The 19,004-nt window shown below is 53.5% G+C and carries 18 protein-coding genes and 1 tRNA gene; 7 read left to right on the forward strand and 12 right to left on the reverse strand.

Annotated features, from left to right (window positions below; translation table 11 throughout):
* Positions 1 to 43 precede the first annotated feature (43 nt).
* From AB1598_11100 to AB1598_11125, 6 genes are all read right to left on the reverse strand, one after another.
* Positions 44 to 613 (reverse strand): hypothetical protein, encoded by a 570-nt coding sequence (locus tag AB1598_11100; protein ID MEW6145554.1) that lies wholly within the window; start codon positions 611 to 613, stop codon positions 44 to 46.
* A 64-nt stretch (positions 614 to 677) separates the two neighbouring features.
* Complete coding sequence (rsmA, locus tag AB1598_11105) at positions 678 to 1,562, reverse strand: 16S rRNA (adenine(1518)-N(6)/adenine(1519)-N(6))-dimethyltransferase RsmA (GenBank protein ID MEW6145555.1); 885 nt, start codon at positions 1,560 to 1,562, stop codon at positions 678 to 680.
* Between the two features lie 105 nt (positions 1,563 to 1,667).
* Positions 1,668 to 3,806, reverse strand: a complete 2,139-nt coding sequence (locus AB1598_11110; GenBank protein ID MEW6145556.1) for a diguanylate cyclase — start codon at positions 3,804 to 3,806, stop codon at positions 1,668 to 1,670.
* On the reverse strand, positions 3,778 to 4,047 hold the full coding sequence (locus AB1598_11115) for a septum formation initiator family protein (GenBank protein ID MEW6145557.1): 270 nt from the start codon (positions 4,045 to 4,047) through the stop codon (positions 3,778 to 3,780). The genes AB1598_11110 and AB1598_11115 overlap by 29 nt, the downstream gene beginning before the upstream one ends.
* A 1-nt stretch (position 4,048) precedes the next feature.
* Positions 4,049 to 4,693 carry an MBL fold metallo-hydrolase gene (locus AB1598_11120; GenBank protein ID MEW6145558.1) on the reverse strand — a complete coding sequence of 215 codons (645 nt, stop codon included), beginning with the start codon at positions 4,691 to 4,693 and terminating at the stop codon, positions 4,049 to 4,051.
* A 24-nt stretch (positions 4,694 to 4,717) separates the two neighbouring features.
* Positions 4,718 to 4,993 (reverse strand): acylphosphatase, encoded by a 276-nt coding sequence (locus tag AB1598_11125; GenBank protein ID MEW6145559.1) that lies wholly within the window; start codon positions 4,991 to 4,993, stop codon positions 4,718 to 4,720.
* 965 nt (positions 4,994 to 5,958) lie between these two features.
* Between AB1598_11125 and thrC the strand changes: the two genes are divergently transcribed.
* Positions 5,959 to 7,296, forward strand: coding sequence for a threonine synthase (gene thrC / locus AB1598_11130; protein ID MEW6145560.1), 1,338 nt, complete (start codon positions 5,959 to 5,961; stop codon positions 7,294 to 7,296).
* A 38-nt stretch (positions 7,297 to 7,334) separates the two neighbouring features.
* Here the strand turns inward: thrC and AB1598_11135 are convergent, their stop codons facing one another.
* On the reverse strand, positions 7,335 to 8,219 hold the full coding sequence (locus tag AB1598_11135; GenBank protein ID MEW6145561.1) for a hypothetical protein: 885 nt from the start codon (positions 8,217 to 8,219) through the stop codon (positions 7,335 to 7,337).
* Positions 8,220 to 8,355: 136 nt separating this feature from the next.
* On the opposite strand from AB1598_11135, the gene thiE reads away from it, so the two are divergent.
* On the forward strand, positions 8,356 to 9,030 hold the full coding sequence (gene thiE / locus AB1598_11140; GenBank protein MEW6145562.1) for a thiamine phosphate synthase: 675 nt from the start codon (positions 8,356 to 8,358) through the stop codon (positions 9,028 to 9,030).
* Here the strand turns inward: thiE and leuS are convergent.
* Entirely contained in the window at positions 9,014 to 11,500 is a 2,487-nt protein-coding gene (gene leuS, locus AB1598_11145; protein MEW6145563.1) for a leucine--tRNA ligase, read from the reverse strand. The two genes, thiE and leuS, sit on opposite strands and share 17 nt — an antisense overlap.
* Before the next feature lie 140 nt (positions 11,501 to 11,640).
* Here leuS and AB1598_11150 point away from each other — a divergent pair, with 140 nt between their 5' ends.
* The 4 genes from AB1598_11150 to AB1598_11165 all read left to right on the forward strand — a co-directional run bounded on the left by AB1598_11150 (position 11,641) and on the right by AB1598_11165 (position 14,373).
* Positions 11,641 to 12,444, forward strand: a complete 804-nt coding sequence (locus AB1598_11150; GenBank protein MEW6145564.1) for a uracil-DNA glycosylase — start codon at positions 11,641 to 11,643, stop codon at positions 12,442 to 12,444.
* A tRNA-Arg gene (locus tag AB1598_11155) sits at positions 12,435 to 12,510 on the forward strand. Before AB1598_11150 ends, AB1598_11155 begins: the two co-directional genes overlap by 10 nt.
* A gap of 360 nt (positions 12,511 to 12,870) precedes the next feature.
* Positions 12,871 to 13,356, forward strand: a complete 486-nt coding sequence (locus tag AB1598_11160; protein ID MEW6145565.1) for a VOC family protein — start codon at positions 12,871 to 12,873, stop codon at positions 13,354 to 13,356.
* A 546-nt stretch (positions 13,357 to 13,902) separates the two neighbouring features.
* Positions 13,903 to 14,373 (forward strand): DNA polymerase ligase N-terminal domain-containing protein, encoded by a 471-nt coding sequence (locus tag AB1598_11165; GenBank protein MEW6145566.1) that lies wholly within the window; start codon positions 13,903 to 13,905, stop codon positions 14,371 to 14,373.
* 8 nt (positions 14,374 to 14,381) lie between these two features.
* On the opposite strand, the gene AB1598_11170 is transcribed toward AB1598_11165, so the two are convergent.
* Positions 14,382 to 14,807, reverse strand: coding sequence for an OsmC family protein (locus AB1598_11170; GenBank protein ID MEW6145567.1), 426 nt, complete (start codon positions 14,805 to 14,807; stop codon positions 14,382 to 14,384).
* Between the two features lie 219 nt (positions 14,808 to 15,026).
* Between AB1598_11170 and AB1598_11175 the strand changes: the two genes are divergently transcribed.
* Positions 15,027 to 16,223, forward strand: coding sequence for an NnrS family protein (locus AB1598_11175; GenBank protein ID MEW6145568.1), 1,197 nt, complete (start codon positions 15,027 to 15,029; stop codon positions 16,221 to 16,223).
* A 68-nt stretch (positions 16,224 to 16,291) separates the two neighbouring features.
* On the opposite strand, the gene AB1598_11180 is transcribed toward AB1598_11175, so the two are convergent.
* The 3 genes from AB1598_11180 to AB1598_11190 all read right to left on the reverse strand — a co-directional run bounded on the left by AB1598_11180 (position 16,292) and on the right by AB1598_11190 (position 18,918).
* Positions 16,292 to 17,350: a methylated-DNA--[protein]-cysteine S-methyltransferase gene (locus tag AB1598_11180; GenBank protein MEW6145569.1), complete on the reverse strand. Its 1,059-nt coding sequence runs from the start codon at positions 17,348 to 17,350 to the stop codon at positions 16,292 to 16,294.
* Between the two features lie 74 nt (positions 17,351 to 17,424).
* Positions 17,425 to 18,363, reverse strand: a complete 939-nt coding sequence (locus tag AB1598_11185; GenBank protein ID MEW6145570.1) for a DUF5996 family protein — start codon at positions 18,361 to 18,363, stop codon at positions 17,425 to 17,427.
* 120 nt (positions 18,364 to 18,483) lie between these two features.
* The gene (locus AB1598_11190) at positions 18,484 to 18,918 is read right to left on the reverse strand and encodes a copper chaperone PCu(A)C (GenBank protein MEW6145571.1); all 435 of its coding nucleotides are present in this window, start codon (positions 18,916 to 18,918) and stop codon (positions 18,484 to 18,486) included.
* Positions 18,919 to 19,004 lie beyond the last annotated feature (86 nt).

The following is a 19,004-nucleotide window of genomic DNA, read 5'->3' on the forward strand; positions in this document are numbered from 1 at the left end:
TCCGCTGTTCTTCGCAACTATCCAGGCGATTACAAGCCCGCCCTCACTCTTCCGGAGAGGAAAGAGGCCCCGAGCCGTGCGGATTCCTTGTCCAGACAGTGTCGTTACTCCACCTGATCCTGGTCGCGTCGTTATTCACGTATCCCGTAATGCCGAGTGAGGGGATGTAGAGCTCCCGGCTGCTCTTGGCGTATCCGTCGCTCGTCTGCCCGTTCTCGTTCGTGATGCTGAACCTCCAGCCGTTGTCATAGACCTGTATGGAGGTCGGGCTGTTATTATGGTACCAGGTGCCGCTTATATGCGTCTTGCCGCTCGGGTACCTGGTCCAGGTCGTGTTGTTCGACCATGAAATCTGAGTCCCGCCGTTCTGGATGTTGCCGACCACGTTCCAGCCGGGGACCTTTATCTGCCACGGGTCGATGAAATGCCCTACTGCCCTGTCGCCGTTCTCGTTTATCAATACAACGTGGGTGAAGTCCCTTACGTTTATATGTGTCTGCATGTTGTTGTGGTACCAGATTCCGCCGATCCCGAAATCCTGGGAAGACGATACAGAGGGCAGGGACAATAATACGGTAAGGAAAAAAACCGAAGATGCGAGCGTATTACGCATGGTATTAACCCTCCGCGGGAGCGCGATTGATTACTCAGGACGAATTATATAGCCTCACGGGGGCTCATTCAATGCCCTGTGAGCGGCCGGGAATAAGCTCGTCACTATGGCATCGCGCCACCTCCTCCGCGAGCCTGCCGAATTCCTCTATAGTGAGGGTCTCGGCGCGCCTCGTCCTGTCTATGCCGCACGAGTCGAGCACGCTATCGACGGCTTCTTTGGGCAATAACGAACGCAGTGAATTGCCGAGCATTTTCCTCCTCGATGAAAATGCGGCCCTCAGCACCCTCTCGTGGAGCCGTTCATCCGAAACAGGAACCCTGGGCCGGAAAAGAGGGACGAACTTGAGCACGACTGAATCGACTTTCGGCTTCGGCCAGAACGCCGAGGGCGGAACACGGAACAATATTTTAACATCCATGTACGTTTGAATCAGCACCGACAGGGAACCGTATTGCCTGCCTCCGGGTGAAGCGGTAATCCTCTCCCCGACCTCGAGTTGGAGCATCAGGATGAGGGACGAGAACATTTCCCGGTCTCCGAGAAGCTTTATGAGGACCGGCGTCGAAATGCTGTACGGGAGATTCGATACGACTTTCATCTTCCTGCCCCTGTAGAAATCACTGTAGTCGAGCTTGAGGCAGTCTCCCTGAATTATTCGCGTATCGGGGTAGCTTTCCAGGAGCCCGCGCAAGCTGTCTATTACACGTTCGTCCTTCTCTATCGCAACGACCCTCCCGGCCCTCTCCGCAAGCGCAAGCGTGAGCGCTCCCATGCCGGGTCCGATTTCAAGAACCTCGTCCTCCCGCGAAATCCCGGCCGACTCGATAATCCTCTCTATCACCCTTTTGTCGGTTATAAAATTCTGACCGAGGCTCTTTTTCGGAAACGTTTTTCCGCCCTGGAAAAATTCCCTGGGGTTGAATTCTTTTCTTCGTTCGTCCGTCATGCATTACCGTGAAATATGTATGAGGGGAAGTATAACCATTAACCGCAGGGACTGCATAAACATGCAGAGCTAAATACTCTTCTTCGGGAATGCCGTTTCCTGTCTCTAGCTCCCAAGCTCCTCGAGCGATATGTCCTCGTAGTGCGTTATCTTGTTTTTACCGTGGTTCTTCGATTCGTAGAGCGCACGGTCCGCCTTCTCGATCAGTAATTCCTTACCGTTCGCACACTGGGGGTAGGTCGCGATACCGATGCTGAATGAGACGGTTATGTCACGTGAATCCGATTTCAGAGAGACACGTTTCAGCCTGCTCCTGATTTTTTCAGCGACGGTGATCGATCCCGTTTTATTAGTGTTGGGGAGTATTACCGCGAATTCGTCTCCTCCGTACCTGGCGGGTATATCGACCTTTCTTAAAGTGTCGGTCAACAGCTCGCCGATCGAGGAAAGTACGGCGTCGCCCGCCTGATGTCCGTACGTATCGTTGATGACCTTCAAATCATCCACATCGAGCAGCAGCAGAGAAGCCTCCGTCGAGAACCTGTCGGAATGGGCCAGCGTATAGGAGAGCATCTCCTGAAAGTGCCTGTGGTTATATAACCCGGTCAGCCCGTCCCTGATCGCGAGCTCCTTCACCTTCTGGAAGTTCAGGGACGACGTCATGGACTTGGCCGACTCGCGGCAGATAATCTTTGCGAGGCTTATCTCGCCCTCGTTAAACGGGCTCTTCGTACGCCGACCTATGACGACACAGCCGAGGACGTCCTGGTCGTTGCTCTCGGCGTCCTGATAGGTCTCGTGGAACGGGTATATAAGGACGGACTTTATGTTCTTGATGCCGAGAGCGAAGTCGATTTCCTTCCCGAAAACGCTCCTGTATTTAGCCCTGGCCGATATGTCGTCGAAGTGGAAGTGGTTTCCGCTCTCCGCGACGAGCCCTATGAGCGTATCGCCGTGCGGGATCTCCTTATCGTGGAGATGCTCCTTCATGCCTTCGCTCACCCTTTTAAGACAGCTGTAGCCGCCCTCCTTATCAACGAGCGATAAGCCGACGAAGTCGGCCTCGAACAGCCTTACAAGCGTGTCGATAATATGATCCAGAATTACGTCCACGTCGCTCGTCGAATTGAGCTTCTGGGTAAACTCGTAGAACGAATTCAGCTCCTGCGAGCTGAGATTGATCTTCTCCGAAAGCAGGAACCTGTCTATCGTTTCCACTATTCTGTCCGATACGAGCGAAACTATCATTTTCTCCTTATCGCCGAACGCGTCCTGCTGCAGGCTGTCGACCACGATCATGCCGAATATGCTTTCTTCGCCTTCCGGTTTGTCTCTTTCGCCTTTAAAAAAAAGAGGGGTCGCGAGGAGGGATTTGACGGGCACGTTTTTATTATAGTATATGAGATTCTTCCTCACGTTCTTTATGCTCGTAATAAGGACCTGGGTCCTGGTCTTGAGCACCCAGCCCAGATACCCTCCGCGGAAGTTAAGCCTCTGTCCCCTGTCTATATAATCCCTGCTCTTGGATATGAAATCAGCTATGGCGTATAGCCCGTCGTCCATCTTCATATAGAGCACGATGCTGTGGTTGGGCACGAGGTCGCAAAGTATGCTGAGGGAATTCCTTATTTCGCTCTTGAGCTCCTTCAGGCCTACGGGCTCGCCATTGTCGTCTTTCCCGGTCCCCCCGGATATAAGCGCAGGCAGTACGACCTTCTTCCCCCTGTTCCTCTGGAATATGTATGAACCCATCCTCTCCGCCGCATTGCCCTTCAGTAAATATCCGATCACCAGAGCCGTGATCATGAGCAGGGAGACCTCGATCAGCGCGCCCATAGCCGGTTGAAGGGTTATCCGGAGAACCGTTATGATGAATAACGAGAGTATTCCGCCCGGCCATCCGAAACAATAGATCAGTACGGGGACAAGCAGAAAGGAGAGGGGGAAGACATCGTTCCCGAAGATCTGTAAAAAGATTTCAAATATAAGCGTATAGAGAATCGAGAACTCGAGCCTTTCAAGGAGAGGGATATTCGTCGAGCCCGACCTTATGAAATGAAGCGTCCTGTAACCCGCCGTGGAAATCAGAAGCAGGGCTGCAAGAACAGAATAAAAATTGAGCGAATGAAAGCTGTTTTTATAAATAAGAATAAATACGAGCGCGGAAAGTAAAAGAATGAACACCTTTCCGAGTAAAAAATTCGAGTACGATATTTTATTCTTTAAATCTGTATATTTTTTCACCTGTTTTGATCATCCCCAGTTCTTCTCTTATAACTTTCTCCATATATACCTTGTCCGATTTTATCAAATCTATTCTCTTCCTAAGCTCGTTATTAGCCATTTCCAAGTCCTTTCCCTCTAGCTTTACTTTGTCATTCTCCTTGTGGAGAGCATAAACCTGAGATATTTCCCTGGCGAACATATAGACCAGGAACGAGACGACCGCCAGTATTACGATGATTCTGAATATTAGCCTTTCCAATTTATAAGATAATCAAATCGCCGGTCAAGAACGGATTCGATCTCCTTTCAATACCGATAGTCGTCGAAGGCCCGTGTCCGGGGTGCACTTTATAGGAATCCGGCAGCACCATGAGCTTCGTCTTGATCGAGCGGACGAGCTCTCTCATGGACGTCCCGCCCGTGAGATCGACCCTGCCCACGCTCCCCGCAAAGAGCGTGTCCCCAGAAATAACCTGATCATCTATGACAAGGCATATGCTCCCCCAGGTATGACCGGGGGTGTGCAGCACCTTCGCACTGAGATTGCCGATCTCTATCTCATCCCCTTCCTCTATATAACCCTCTATCTCCGGAACGCTTACGTCGCCGAACTGCGGGAACCTCATCGCGGACTCGGGAAGCGCCTGAAGCACGGGCTCCTCCTCGGGATGGATATAAAATCCCACACCAAGAGCCTCTTTCACCTCCACCGCACCGGCCACATGGTCTATATGGGTATGCGTATTGACGATCTTTGTGATTTTCAGTCCCGACCTTTTAACCTCATCCAGAATATCGTCGACCTGCTCCCCCGGATCGACGAGTATAGCCTCTCTCGTCTCCTCGTCCCCGATTATATAGCAGTTGGTAAGAAAAATACCGCCAGGTATGCATTTAATTATCATTCTATTATCAAGTCTCCGCTGTAATTATTCGATAGTGAAATCGGTATATTCATCAATACACGGCTCCCAATCCACCTCGACGCTGGTTACGACTGCGTGTCTCGGACCCTGATAGGACCAGGCAACGAGCTTTTCGACGTCTTCTCTGGGCCCTTCCGCTACGACCTCGACAGAACCGTCCGGATTATTCCTCACCCAGCCCGTCAGTCCGAGCGCCCTCGCTTTATCCATGGCAGATGCCCTGAAGAACACGCCCTGAACTCGCCCTTGGATCCTGAGATGCACTTTGCTTTTCAACATTAGACACGCTCAGATTACCGAAGCACCTATTTTGTGTCAACGAATGAGCAACTCTCGCTCCAATTATCACAAATCCCCATATACTTATGATCTAATTTTTAGAATTTCCTTTAATTATACACACTACATTATTTTTGTAAAAAATACCAGTAGGGACAGTCGTCCACACGGGAAATTGCTCATTGTTGTAGATGTCAAGTAATTCGTGGACAAAAGTTGTCCCATCGGAATACATAAGAAAGCGATATATTATTCTTCTTTTCCTTTCCTGAAATGATCCTGAAACGAGCACACACAGTGTGTTTTATGGTTGTTAAGCAACAACAGTCGCAAATCTAACAATTGTAGAAATTTAGCGTATGTGGAGATTAGAGATCGTATGCCCGCGGGTGCACACCCGCACAGAATCCTGGCTAAAATATCTTATTACGGCTACAATCTATCAGTTCCGCCCCGGACCTAACGGGAGTTAAACCCGTTCAACCCTTCGATCCTTCGTCCTTCGACCCTTCGACTTCGTTCAGGACAGGCTCGCAGATCAGTATTGTCCTTGCTCCGTTATTTGGCGAAAGCTGAGGAGTGACGGAGCAATCATATATGAGCGCAGATTCTGCGTCTCAGGATGAACGGAGCTCAGGACGGGCGCGGTTCGGGATCGACTCCATCATTTGGCTAAAGCTAAGGAGCGACAGAGGAATCATATACCAGCGCAGGTTCTGCGCCTCAGGGCAAACGGGTTGGGTGCGGCGTTAGCTAAGCAGATGGGCCTGGGAAGAATCGAATATGAGCGCAGATTCTGCGCCGACGATTCCGTGAATGTCGGGAAATACAAGCCCTCTCCATTACATGTCATCCGGAGAAATTCCAGCCGCGAATTATTTAACATTTACAATTGCTAGCCGGTAATAACGGCCTCGGGCGGCTTTGTTTGACAGTCAAAATACGAGGGGGTATTTTGTTTATCTATGAGCAATTACAGGGCCTGGTTCAGCTGTATCGACGAAAATTGCGGGGAAACATACCCTCTCAACGAGATTATTTACCGCTGCAGGAAGTGCGGAAATCTGCTGGAAGTAACCCATGATATCGACACCCTTAAGGAGAAATCCGCACAGGAATGGAAAAACCTCTTCGATAACCGTTACAGGAAACAGAGCTGGCCCCACGGGAGCTCCGTCTGGGGCAAGAAAGAATGGGTATGCCCTTACGTAGACGACGACAATGTGGTGTCCATGTACGAAGGAGCGACCAACCTTTTCTGGGCGGAGAGGTTCGGCGAGCAGATCGGGATGGAAGATATATGGATAAAGATGTGCGGGAACAGCCATACGGGCTCTTTCAAGGACCTGGGGATGACCGTGCTCGTATCGGTCGTCAATCAGATGATAGCCGAGGGGAAGGATATTCCGGCCGTGGCCTGCGCGTCCACGGGGGACACATCGGCCGCCCTTGCCGCGTATTGCGCTTCGGCGGGAATACCCGCCATAGTATTCCTCCCCAAAGACAAGGTCTCCATAGCCCAGCTCGTGCAGCCTATCTCGAACGGCGCGCTTGTTCTGTCGCTGGATACGGACTTCGACGGCTGCATGGAGATGGTGCAGAAGGTATGCACGGAGAACAACATATACCTGGCGAATTCAATTAACTCTCTCCGCATCGAAGGGCAAAAGACGATAAGCATAGAGCTATGCCAGCAGTTCGACTGGGAGGTGCCTGACTGGATCATAATCCCGGGCGGCAACCTGGGAAATATTTCCGCTCTGGGAAAGGGATTCCTAATCATGAAGGAGCTCGGGCTCATAGACAAGCTCCCGCGCCTCGTGTGCGCTCAGGCCGAGCACGCAAACCCCCTCTACCTAAGCTACCTTAAAAACTTCGAGGAGTTCCACCCCGTCAAAGCGAAGACAACGCTCGCGAACGCCATACAGATCGGAAACCCGGTGAGCGTAAACAAGGCCATAAGAATAATAAAGGAATTCGACGGCATAGTGGAGCAGGCAAGCGAAGACGAGCTCTCAAACGCCTGCGCGATCGTCGACAAGACGGGGACGTTCAACTGCCCTCACACCGGAGTCGCTCTCGCGGCGTTCCTCAAACTCAAGGAGAGAAAGGTGTTCAGGCCTTCCGACAGGATCGTGATAATATCGACTGCGCATGGGTTGAAATTCGTCGAGTTCAAGATCGGCTACCACAAGGGCGAGCTCGAAGGAGTTTTCTCAAAGTACGCGAACAAGCCTGTCGAGCTCCCGCCTGACTATAACGCCGTGACGGACGCGATATTCAAGGCCATAGGGAAGCATTGAAGGCTGCGGTCGAGCGGTAAAAACCGGCGCGCTTATATTCAGCGGTCGCTTCCGAACTTTATCTGGAAATCCACCAAAAAATCGACGCCGGCGAAATCGCTTATCTCGTCGCTCCCGAAAGGAATCTGCACTCCCGCACCGAAAAAGTACTTTAAACCGCCAAGCCTCACGCCCGGGGTGACATAGACTCCCGTGACGTTCTTGTCGAAAGAAGTTGATGACGCGAGCAGGAGCTCGAGAAGAAATGAGGTCGAAAAGGGCAGGTTGAATCGGGGCGTTACGCTCGCCGTGCCGCCGTACTTGATGATGAGCTCCATATCATCGCGACCGGTATCGAACGGGCTCTCGTCTGCGTCCTTGGCGTTCGTCATTATGTCGAAGTCCAGATTGGCCTGGAATGCTAGCACGTCGCCGCCGATAGCGAACACGCCGTAAGGAACGAACGTATAGGCGTCGTCCGTAAAATAGGCGAAATCGCGGAAGTATGAGCGAGCGCCGAGAGCCCCGAAGTTATTCCCGGTCGTCGGCAGAATGGCCTCGAATCCGAATGTAAGCGCAGTGCTCGGAGAGTCGAGGAGCGTGTACTTCGTGCCGACGCCTATGTTACCGAAGTCGTAATCGCCATTTCCGAAGACATCGTCCGTCACGCCCGAAAACGGGAACTTCGCGTAAAGGCCGAATATGTTGTCGTTCAGATTGAGGTCGGCCCTCAGCTGGTTCATTACGAGAGCGCCGCCTCCGTCGACTGTAGCAATCTCCAGGTTCGCCTTGAGCCCCGTTCTCGTGTAAGGATGCTCGAGGAAGAAAGAATAGGGGACATTGCTGCCGAAAGCGCCCGCTATATTCGGAGGCATGAGCATGAACGCGGTCAGGGTCAAAAAAAACGGTACAAACGCAGCCGATATAATTCTGCTCGCCGTCATTTCGTCTCTGCCTCCTCGCACATTTTGCTAAGATTTTATTATGAGAGTATGAAGATTACAAATTGCATCACCCGGCATCGATCCGGCTCGTACCGTATTTGCGCTTAGCAAAAAGCCCCGATAAGTTTCTAGCATTATGAAGCATAGGCTGAAAGGGCTTTACGTGATCACGGACAAGAAGCTCATACCGAGGGACAGATTCATCGAGACAGTGGAAAAAGCGCTTCGCGGCGGAGCGAATGTAGTTCAGCTGAGGGAGAAAGATACGCCCGCGGATGAGGTAGTCGAGCTCGGGAAAGCCCTCCTGAAATTGACGAGGAAATACGGCGTCCCGCTTATAATCAACGACTCCATCGAAGCGGCGAAGGAGATAGGGGCCGACGGCGTTCACCTAGGCGAAGAAGATGCGCCGGTCGATCGCGCTAGGGAGGTGCTCGGGGAGGACAAGATCATCGGCGTTTCCTGCTACGGGAAGATCGAACGAGGAATCAATGCAGAGCGGAGTGGGGCTGATTACGTCGCCTTCGGGACCCCGTTCTTCACGCCGACCAAGCCCGAAAGGACACCTACGTCGTTCGATGTCCTGAGAGTAGCTGTATCGAAAATCAAGAGCATCCCGATATTCGCTATCGGGGGTATAACCTCTAAAAACGTCGATTCCGTACTCGAAACAGGTGTCGACGGCATCGCTGTCATCACCTCCGTATTCGGTGCGGAGGATCCGGAGAAAGCGGCGAGGGGGCTTTCATCCATCGCCGAACGGTATTTGAAAAAAAAGGGATTGAATCCCGCTCCTAAACCACTATATTGACTATCTTTTTAGGCACTACGAATACCTTCTTTGGCTCTTTTCCGGCGAGATAACCCTTTACCTTTTCATCGGCGAATGCGGCCTCTCTCATGCCTTCGTCACTCACGTCCGCGTCCATCGAAAGCTGCGCCCTGACCTTGCCGTTCACCTGAACGACGACGGTTATCGCGGCTCCGGCCACAAGCTCTTTATTCCACTCGAGCCAGGGCTCGTCCACGAGAGATTTGCCGTAGCCGAGCTCGCTCCACAGCTCTTCCGAAACGTGGGGGGCGATCGGGTAAAGGAGCCTGACCATCGCCTCGACCGCCTCTCTTACGACCTTCTCGTCCTCGCCTCCGGAAGGCTCGAAGCGCGAGGTGTCGTTGAGGAGCTCCATGACGGCGGCGATTGCGGTATTGAACTGAAACTTCTCCAGGTCGTCACTGACCTTCTTTATGGTCTTATGCACCTTGGTAAGCAGGTCCTTTCCAGGGGCGGATATTTTATTCACGTCCGGGTTTTTGCCTTTAAGTTTTTCGATCTGAGGGAACCTGTCTGAGACGAGACGCCAGAGCCTGTTAAGGAACCTGTACGCCCCTTCAATCCCCTCGTCGCTCCAGTCAAGGTCCTTCTGAACGGGCGCGGCGAAGAGCATGAACAGCCGCACCGTATCGGCGCCGTATTTCTTTATCATGTCGTCGGGGTCTACGATATTGCCGACTGACTTCGACATCTTGGCACCGTCCTTTATGACCATGCCCTGCGTGAGGAGGTTCGTGAAAGGCTCGTCGAGCTTGCACATCCCCAGGTCCCGGAGGACCTTCGTATAGAACCTCGCGTAGAGGAGGTGGAGTATCGCGTGCTCGATGCCGCCTATGTACCTGTCGACGGGGAGCCAGTATCCGACCTCTTTTTTATCGAACATGGCTTTCTCGTAATGAGGGGACGCGTATCTGAGGAAGTACCACGAGGACTCGACGAACGTATCCATGGTGTCCGTCTCGCGCCTCGCCTTACCGCCGCACTTCGGGCATACGGTGTTGACGAAGCTCTCCGCCTTGGACAGCGGCGAGCCGCCCTTCCCCGTAAACTCTATATCGAGCGGGAGCTCGACGGGGAGGTCTTCGTCCGGCACGGGAACTATACCGCACTTATCGCAGTAGACGATCGGAATCGGCGCGCCCCAATACCTCTGCCGCGAGATGCCCCAGTCCCTGAGCCTGTAATTGACCCTCCTCTTCCCTATCCCCTTTCCCTCGACAAATTCGATGACTTTTTCTTTCCCTTCTTCCGAAGGAAGTCCCGAGAACTGCTCCGAATTCACCATTATGCCGGTATCCTCAAAGGCCTGGGTCATGTCTTCAGCGCGGAGATGAGTCCCTTCGGGTTCTATCACGGGAACGATCGGAAGCCCGTATTCCTTCGCGAACTCGAAGTCACGCTGGTCGTGGGCGGGGACGCACATGATTATTCCGGTGCCGTATTCGATGAGCACGAAGTTGGCTATGTATATCGGGACGCGCCCTCCTGTGAATGGATTGATAGCGAAAGCGCCCGTGAAGACGCCCTCTTTCCCGGCCCCTTCCGCTATCCTTTCGAGGCTCGACTGCTGAGTGACTCTCTTTATGAATTCGAGCGCCGTCTTTTCCTCGGGTTTCCCTTTTATAAGCTCCGTTGCAAGCGGATGCTCGGGCGCTATGCTCATGTACGTGACGCCGAACACGGTATCCGGGCGCGTGGTGAATATGCTAAGCGCGCTATCGCCATCGACGGGCTCTGCAAGCGGGAATTCGATCTCGGCGCCGGTGCTCTTCCCGATCCAGTTCTTCTGCATGGCAAGTACCCTTTCGGGCCAGCCGTATTTGAGCTTTTCAGTGTATTCGAGGAGCTCCTCGGTATATTCCGTCGTCTTGAAAAACCATCCCTCCATTACCTTCTGCTCGACTACGGAGCCGCAGCGCCAGCAGAGCCCGTCCTCCACCTGCTCGTTCGCGAGCACCGTCTCGCAGGAAGGGCACCAGTTGACGGTCGTCGATTTCCGGTAGGCGAGCCCTTTCTCATACATCCGGGTAAACACCATCTGCTCCCACTTGTAATAAGCCGGGTCGCATGTGGCGATCTCCCTCGTCCAGTCGTAACTGAAGCCGAGCTGCTTGAGCTGAGCCTTCATCTGCGCGATGTTGTCGTATGTCCACTCTGCCGGGTGCACGCCGCGTGCGATGGCGGCGTTTTCGGCGGGGAGGCCGAACGCGTCCCATCCGATCGGGTGGAGCACGTTATAACCCCTCGTGCGCTTGTACCGCGCGACGACGTCCCCTATCGTGTAGTTCCTCACGTGGCCCATGTGTATGCGCCCGGAGGGGTAAGGGAACATCTCGAGGACGTAGTATTTCTCACGGTCCTTCTCGGTCCTGACCTCGTAGACCTTTCCCTTGTCCCATATGTCCCGCCACTTTTTTTCTATTTCTTCAGGCTTGTAGCTGTCTTTCATTGCGCGCTCTTCGTCTCCGGCCGTTTGATAAGGATAGAATTATTTACCATAACCGGAGGCTCAGGACAAAGAATACGTATATTCCCGGGATATGGATTTTTCGGCCTAAACCGTGTTTATTATATGAGGTATCGAGCGACATGAGCCGCGAATCGGAGCTTAAAGGCATTATCGAGGACTTAAAGAACTACCTGGAATTCGAGAAATCGATGGGGGTCGGGAGGGTGTCCGTAATAAAAGAGGCGAAAGAAGAGCCGCCCCCGAAACCGCAAGATAGAGAGCCCGCGAGAGCACAGATGAAAGCGCCTGTAAAAACCGAAAAGAAGGAAGACGTCATCAAGGTAGAGCAGCAGATCGGCATATTCGACGCATCGGCCAAGAGAATGACGCTCGAGGAGATAAGGGCCGAGATAGGAGACTGCACGAGGTGCAAGCTCTCTGAAGGAAGGACGAATATCGTGTTCGGGGAAGGGAACCCGAAGGCGAGGCTCGTGTTCGTGGGCGAAGGGCCCGGGAGGGATGAGGACTTGCAGGGACGGCCGTTCGTGGGGAGAGCCGGGCAGTTACTCAACAAGATCATAGAGGCGATGGGGTTAAAGAGGGAGGACGTATACATTTGCAACGTGGTGAAGTGCCGCCCGCCCGACAACAGGACGCCCGAGCCCGACGAGATGGCGACCTGCGAGCAGTTCCTCTTCAAGCAGATTCGGTCGATAGAGCCCCAGGTTATAGTGTGCCTCGGGAGCACGGCCGCCCAGTCGGTGCTTAAATCGAAACTCAGCCTCGGGAGCCTCCGCGGGAAGTTCCATCAGTACGGAAGGGCGAAACTTATGGTAACTTATCATCCGGCTGCCCTTCTCAGGAACCCGAATTTCAAGAAGCCCCTCTGGGAAGACATGCAGGTAGTAATGAAGGAATTGGGAATCTCAAGACCGGGCGATTAGCTCAGTGGATAGAGCGCAGGCCTCCGAAGCCTGAGGCCGGGGGTTCGAGTCCCCCATCGCCCGCCAGGAAATAAACTATGAATAGTATGTAGATAGTGCGTAGTGTCCAAATTGGTGTCTACTCCTAAATTAATAGCTATCAGAATCGTTGCATTAACGCTTCTCTTTGCAACAGTTGGGAGCGGATTACCCGTGTTTTAAATTTCGCCGGTTTGCTGTATAACACTCTATATGGGATACTATACTGCATATTTACAGCCTAATTTGTAGTTATCCCGATTGTGCGAAGCACAGCGAAGAAGCGCCGGAATGATACGAATCTTGCCGTACACTTTGACGCGAAAATGTTTGTCGAGCCACTGCCCTTCGATTGCGAGCACATCGTTGACTCCGGTTTAGGGTGGCTCATTACGATGGAGAAGCGACATGATGAAGCAAGCAAAGAACACGATTTGCCTTTGGTACAATGGCGACGCCGAAGAGGCGGCGCGTTTTTACGCCGAGACCTTCCCCGATTCATCTGTTGGCGCGGTACTCCGCGCACCGGGAGATTTTCCGTCGGGGGAGCAAGGGGACGTGTTGACGGTCGAGTTTACCGTTATGGGGATTCCTTGCCTCGGGCTCAATGGCGGACCCGCATTCAAGCACAACGAAGCGTTCTCATTTCAGGTCGCAACTGTTGACCAGGCCGAAACGGATCGTTACTGGAACGCGATAGTAGGCAACGGTGGCGAGGAGAGTGCGTGCGGCTGGTGCAAGGACAAATGGGGATTGTCCTGGCAGATCACGCCGATTGCTCTCATCAAAGCGATAACCGATCCCGATCGCGCTGCCGCCAAGCGCGCATTCGATGCGATGATGCAGATGAAAAAGATCGACATTGCTGCAATCGAGGCGGCGCGCCGCGGTTGAGGTTGCGCCTCCGAAGCCTGAGGCCGGGGGTTCGAGTCCCCCATCGCCCGCCACACATTCACTTTATGAATCGTTGAATCCTTCATATCCCTTCGGTTGATATTTATGACCGATGTACCCTATATTTTTCATCTGATTTTCTATGAAGTTTTACGAAAGCCTGTCTAACCCGGAAACAGGGCAGGTATTTACACACTAGAACTGCTAAAATGGGAATGCGGATACGGAGAGAATGGTTTATACTTTATATGGGGGTGAGAAAAATGGGTGCAAAAAAACCTTTTCTCACATACATGGGTAATAGAAAATGGAGAAAAGTCAGAAGTTCAAAAGCACCAGCGGGAAGAAATTACCTGAAATACGCCGGGCACAGGACATGGAAAAAAGTCAGCACTGACCACGCCCTTCATACCAAGCACTAAGCGTTCGAGCCCCCATGCACGCCAGCGTATTATTTAATATATTCAGTCAGTTAGGGCTTGAGTTCCCCCTTCATCACACACTATTCAATCCGAATCCCTAATTTGATATTATTATTAGACGGCTATGGGTAACAGGTTCGTGGTGCACGAGCATCATTCGTCGAGGCTGCATTTCGACTTCCGTCTGGAGATGGAAGGAGTGCTCCGCTCGTGGGCGGTGCCGAAAGGGCCGTCCATGATACCGGACGAAAGGAGGCTGGCTATCGAAGTGGAAGACCACCCGCTCGAATACATCGATTTCGAGGGCATCATACCGAGAGGGATGTACGGCGCGGGGGCGGTCGTGATCTGGGACGAGGGGACGTACGAATTGATAACGGAAGAAAGAGACAAGATAGAGTTTATCCTTTACGGACAGAAGCTCCGCGGGAAATTCGATATGATTCGCTATAAAAGCAGGGGCGTTGAAAACCAGTGGCTGCTTATCAAGCAGAAGGACGAGTTTGCGGTCCGCCACTGGAAGCTCGAGACGTGCCTGACCAAATCTAAATTGTCCAAACTGGAGGAGCGTATCCCGCCCTGCGAGTTCCGTTAAGCCGAGGCTCAGCTCTCGAGCGCCGCGTCGAGCGTGATCTCGGCGTTGAGCACGCGGGACACGGGGCAGCCCTTCTTCGCGTTATTCGCGGCCGTTTCGAACGCAGCCTTATCCGCACCCGGAACCTTCGCCTTGAGGTCCAGGTGAACGGCAGTGATCGTGAACCCCGCGTCCGTTTTTTCGAGAGAGACCGAGGCAGTGGTCCTTATTGTATCCGCAGTCAGGCCGAGCTTCCCGAGCTCGGACGAGAGCGCCATAGAGAAGCAGCCCGCGTGGGCGGCCGCGATGAGCTCTTCGGGGTTAGTGCCCTTCCCGTCTTCGAACCGCGTCTTGAACGAATATTGCGTGTCCGAAAGCACGCCGCTATCGGTCGAAATAGCGCCTTTACCGCTTTTTAAATCCCCTTTCCACACAGCAGATGCATTACGTTTCATAGCTCCTCCTACTCTCAGAGTGATTTATAAACGGGCTCCGCAAGAGTTATATTTCTAGCTTACCAGTTGACGGCCGGGAATCCCACCCGGCCGTCCTCCGGGGGGTGCGTATGCGTGATACCGGCGGAGCAGAGGGCGTATACCGAAAGTGAAATATTTACAAGCGGAGCGGGGCGCGTAAGATATTGAGTGAGCGCTCACTCGATTACGGGGTTTGAATTGAAACGGATAATCACGACCGCCGACCAGGACTTCTCGATATTCGAATCCGCTTACAGGCCGTTTTTTATCTTGGCTGCTGTGTCATCGCTCTATTACATGACGCTATGGACGGCATTCTACACATTCAAGCTCAGGCTCAACTTTGAAAGCGTCTCCCCGACCATGTGGCACGCGCACGAGATGCTCTACGGCTACGCGGTAGCGGTGATAGCGGGCTTTTCGCTGACCATAGAAAAGTACAGGTTCGGCGCCGCGATAAGCAAAAAATCAGCGCTCATTATATTGGTAGTCCTCTGGATACTCGCGAGGGTGTTCATATCGCTTACTTTAATAACCGACATATCGTGGAAGACAGGGGCTGCGCTCGACTGCCTGTTCATGATTATCCTCGCCGCAAGGTTATTGTATCCGGTATTAAGGGGAATGGACCGGGAGAAAACGGGGCTCGCCGCTCACGTGGCGCTCCTGGCCGTAAGCGACGTCGTATTTTATCTCGGCGTGCTTGGAGTTCTGCCGGACGGCGAGCGCCTGGGCGCATATTCAGCCTTATTCCTTGTCGTATCCATAATCCTCCTGATGGGGCGGATGATGATTCCATTATTCATCAGGAACGGGCTCGATTTCGAATTCCAGCCCAGGAACTGGAGAGCGGTCGATAGGCTGAGCCTTCTCTTCTTCGTCTCGTTTTTCATTCTGGAGCTCTTTTTCAAGAGCGGACGGCCCGTCTTGATAATCTCGGGAGCGCTCGCGCTCATTTATTCGGTCAGGCTGTACGGGTGGTATTCCGGCAGGATATGGGGCAAACCGATGCTCTGGGTGCTCTACGTCGCCTATGCGTGGATAGCAGTCGGGTTCGGCCTCAACTTCCTCTCCATGTTTTTGAATATCCCGGAGATGCCTGCGCTCCATAGCTTCACGTACGGGGCGATAGGGATGATGACGGTCGGGTTCATGACCCGCGTGACCCTGGGACATACGGGGAGGAACGTATTCGCCCCGCCTAAGGCCGCGTTCTGGATATTTACTGTGCTGCTTGCGGGGGCAGTCGTAAGGGTGTTCTTCCCGATTGCGGACAGCGGCAATTATCTCCTCTGGGTCGCCGTCTCGCAGATATTGTGGATCCTTTCGTTCTCAATTCTCGCAGCCGTATTCCTGCCGATGCTGTGGGGACCTCCGGCGGAGAAAAGAGCATGAGCCATGACTCGCTTCCCGCGGCCTGACGCTGCATTCAAGCGCTCGTCTGATGCAATGCCTCGCCGGATTTAATGCCGGCCGTTGCCGCGGCGAGACTCCAGATCGAGTAGCCATTTTTTTCTGTAAATGCCCCCGCCGTAGCCGACCAATTGAGCGTTGGAGCCGATTACCCTATGGCAGGGAATAATAATGGCCACGCGGTTCTCCCCGTTGGCGGAAGCGACCGCTCTCACGCCCTTCGGATTGCCCACGGCTATGGCCTGCTGCTTGTACGTCCTGGTCTCCCCGTAGGGTATTTCCTGCAGGACTTTCCAGACCGATCGCTGAAAGTCAGTGCCGGGCGTGTGCAACGGGACGGTAAACTGCCGTCTCGTCCCCGCGAAATATTCCGACAGCTCCGATTGAACCTGACCCAGATGGTCATTTTTCCCCGGCAAAATGACGGCGTCGAGCCCCCTGCACAGGTCTTTGAACTCCGTCTCCAGCATTTTCCTGTCTGTAAACTCAAGGAGACATATGCCCTCCCCGGTAGCGCAGGCGAACATGGGGCCTATGGGTGTCGTAAAGCGGGCTATGTTGATCGTAGTCTTGTGTTTGCTCTCGGATGCGGGGCCGCCGAATATCGACCGGCAGCTGTCGTTAAATCCGCTAAGTGAGCCGTACCCGCTGCTGAATGCCGAGCTCGTGATAGTCTCGCCCCTTTTAATGTCATTGAACGCGCTGTTGATCCGCAGCATCCGCTGATACGCCTGGAAAGTCATGTTGTGATGTTTTTTAAACCACCGTCTGATCTGATTGGGCTCGACGCCCCTCTCGTACAAATCGTTATCCTTGATTCTAAGGTATGGGTTCTCATGGAGCTCGGCCAGAAGAGATTCGATATAGCCCGGGGTTTCGTCCATTTTTTCCATAGGCTTGCATATCTTGCATGGCCTGTAGCCGTGCTGTACGGCCTCACCGGCGGTATCGAAAAAGAGGACATTTTCGGGCTTCGGCTTCCTCGCGCGGCATGAAGGGCGGCAGAAAATTCCGGTCGACTTAACGGCCGTAACGAATACGCCTTCATACAATTTGCTTTGCTTGCCTATGGCGTCGTATTTATCCCGGAAAGTCAGTTCGTTTTTCATACGATTAAGTATTAAGGAGTCAGCGTGAAATGGCTACCGAAATATTGACAACTTAATTCGAATGCTCTGCGCAGTCACGGAAGCTTGTCGCGCTCGAGCGCGGGGCGGTCCCACTTCGCGAGATCCGCAGCCGCTTCGTATGTGCATTGGAGGAAGTCGAGAAGCACAGCATCGGGCTTCCCGGCACTTTTCACCTCGTCATAAGGAAGGAGGAACTCCCCGAGGTCAGCGCTGTAGAAAGCGCCTTTCGGCTTAACAGGGGCGTCCTTGAACCCTTCGGGGGCCGGGTAGGCGTATGAGTAGTAGACCGGATAGGGCACGGGGCCCCCGCCTGGCCAGAAGCCGCAGCTGCTCACCTCGTGCGAGTACGCCTCGCGCGCGACGACGTCGGGGAGGTGAGGAACCCCTCCTGGGTGCGGCGGGGCGGTGCGGCCGGAAAACCTGGTCACGGCCATGTCGAAGCTCCCCCAGAAGAAATGCACCGGGCTGCACTTGCCGATGAAGTGCGAGCGGAACTCCTTGAACATGCGGTCCGTCTGGACGAGGATGCGCCAGAAGCGGTTTGCGTATTCGGGGTCGTACGATTTATGCGTGACATCCTTCTCAAACGGGATAGGGTCCTGTACCTCGTTCGGCAGAGTGTGAATGCGAACATCGAGACCCAGGCCGTGGAGTGTGGACATAACCTCGCCGTAAAAATCTGATACAGTGCGCGGGCGGAGTTCGATAAAGCGGACGTCGCCGCCGCTCGTCATTATCACGAGCTTCTGGTCTATGAAGTCGAAATCGATCTGAAAAGTCCTCTCGCCGTACGGAATTGGCGATGTAGTCAGACCGCGGCTTGTCACATAGAGCGTCACGTGCCATGAATGGTTGACCCACGGGGTCAGTGCGAACCTGACCTTGCCTACGATCTGAGTCCACATGTGGAGTGTGGCATACGTGTCTTTCCATTCGTCGAGCGGCAAGCTCGGCCACGCCTCTCTGCGCTGCGTTCTACGTTCTGACGGCATAACGCACCTCCGTCACTTGCATATGCGTATTTATATGCAGTATAGCACAATGATGGAACGTCAGGCGCGGTTACTCCGCGCTTCTTATACAGTCATCCCCATCCGGTCACGAAGCAAACCTTACTCGCCGAGCTTCTTGACCGGGGCCTCGACCTTCACATCGCCGGCGTTCTCGAACTTGAGGTCGAGCCCGATCTTCGCTTTCCCGGTGACGGGTTCTTTCAAGTCCATGAGCATGATGTGAGTGCCGCCCGGCTTGAGCACGACGCTCTTCCCCGCCGGGATGACGAGCGCATCGACCATATTCATCCTCGCGACGCCCTGATCGTCGACGACCGTCTCGTGGATCATAGTGCTCCCCGAAATGCTGCTCGTAACGCTCAAGAGCTTGTCGTCCGACGTCCCTTCATTCTTTATCGTCATGTAAGCCGCGGCCACGGGGGAAGAAGGCGGGACTTCGCCCACCCAGGCTCCTTCCACCACGACCTTGCTCTCGGCGAATGACAATCCAGTCAAAAGAAATAACACAGCAACAGAAAACACGTACTTTCTCATTTCAATCTCCTTTGCAATATGATTTATTTTCAATCAATCCTTGAGGAAGCCGGGCCGCGACATCCCGGCCTGGCAAACTTATCAAG

Source organism: Thermodesulfobacteriota bacterium (genome assembly GCA_040754335.1).
In the GTDB taxonomy this organism is placed as follows: Bacteria; Desulfobacterota_D; UBA1144; order Nemesobacterales; family UBA2774; genus 2-12-FULL-53-21.

What these genes read in the sequence shown, in the direction of transcription:
- AB1598_11100 (MEW6145554.1), bottom strand. Translation starts at nt 613, where the DNA reads ATGCGTAATACGCTCGCATCTTCGGTTTTTTTCCTTACCGTATTATTG.
- rsmA (MEW6145555.1), bottom strand. Translation starts at nt 1,562, where the DNA reads ATGACGGACGAACGAAGAAAAGAATTCAACCCCAGGGAATTTTTCCAG.
- AB1598_11120 (MEW6145558.1), bottom strand. Translation starts at nt 4,693, where the DNA reads ATGATAATTAAATGCATACCTGGCGGTATTTTTCTTACCAACTGCTAT.
- AB1598_11125 (MEW6145559.1), bottom strand. Translation starts at nt 4,993, where the DNA reads ATGTTGAAAAGCAAAGTGCATCTCAGGATCCAAGGGCGAGTTCAGGGC.
- thrC (MEW6145560.1), top strand. Translation starts at nt 5,959, where the DNA reads ATGAGCAATTACAGGGCCTGGTTCAGCTGTATCGACGAAAATTGCGGG.
- AB1598_11135 (MEW6145561.1), bottom strand. Translation starts at nt 8,219, where the DNA reads ATGACGGCGAGCAGAATTATATCGGCTGCGTTTGTACCGTTTTTTTTG.
- thiE (MEW6145562.1), top strand. Translation starts at nt 8,356, where the DNA reads ATGAAGCATAGGCTGAAAGGGCTTTACGTGATCACGGACAAGAAGCTC.
- leuS (MEW6145563.1), bottom strand. Translation starts at nt 11,500, where the DNA reads ATGAAAGACAGCTACAAGCCTGAAGAAATAGAAAAAAAGTGGCGGGAC.
- AB1598_11150 (MEW6145564.1), top strand. Translation starts at nt 11,641, where the DNA reads ATGAGCCGCGAATCGGAGCTTAAAGGCATTATCGAGGACTTAAAGAAC.
- AB1598_11160 (MEW6145565.1), top strand. Translation starts at nt 12,871, where the DNA reads ATGATGAAGCAAGCAAAGAACACGATTTGCCTTTGGTACAATGGCGAC.
- AB1598_11165 (MEW6145566.1), top strand. Translation starts at nt 13,903, where the DNA reads ATGGGTAACAGGTTCGTGGTGCACGAGCATCATTCGTCGAGGCTGCAT.
- AB1598_11170 (MEW6145567.1), bottom strand. Translation starts at nt 14,807, where the DNA reads ATGAAACGTAATGCATCTGCTGTGTGGAAAGGGGATTTAAAAAGCGGT.
- AB1598_11180 (MEW6145569.1), bottom strand. Translation starts at nt 17,350, where the DNA reads ATGAAAAACGAACTGACTTTCCGGGATAAATACGACGCCATAGGCAAG.
- AB1598_11185 (MEW6145570.1), bottom strand. Translation starts at nt 18,363, where the DNA reads ATGCCGTCAGAACGTAGAACGCAGCGCAGAGAGGCGTGGCCGAGCTTG.
- AB1598_11190 (MEW6145571.1), bottom strand. Translation starts at nt 18,918, where the DNA reads ATGAGAAAGTACGTGTTTTCTGTTGCTGTGTTATTTCTTTTGACTGGA.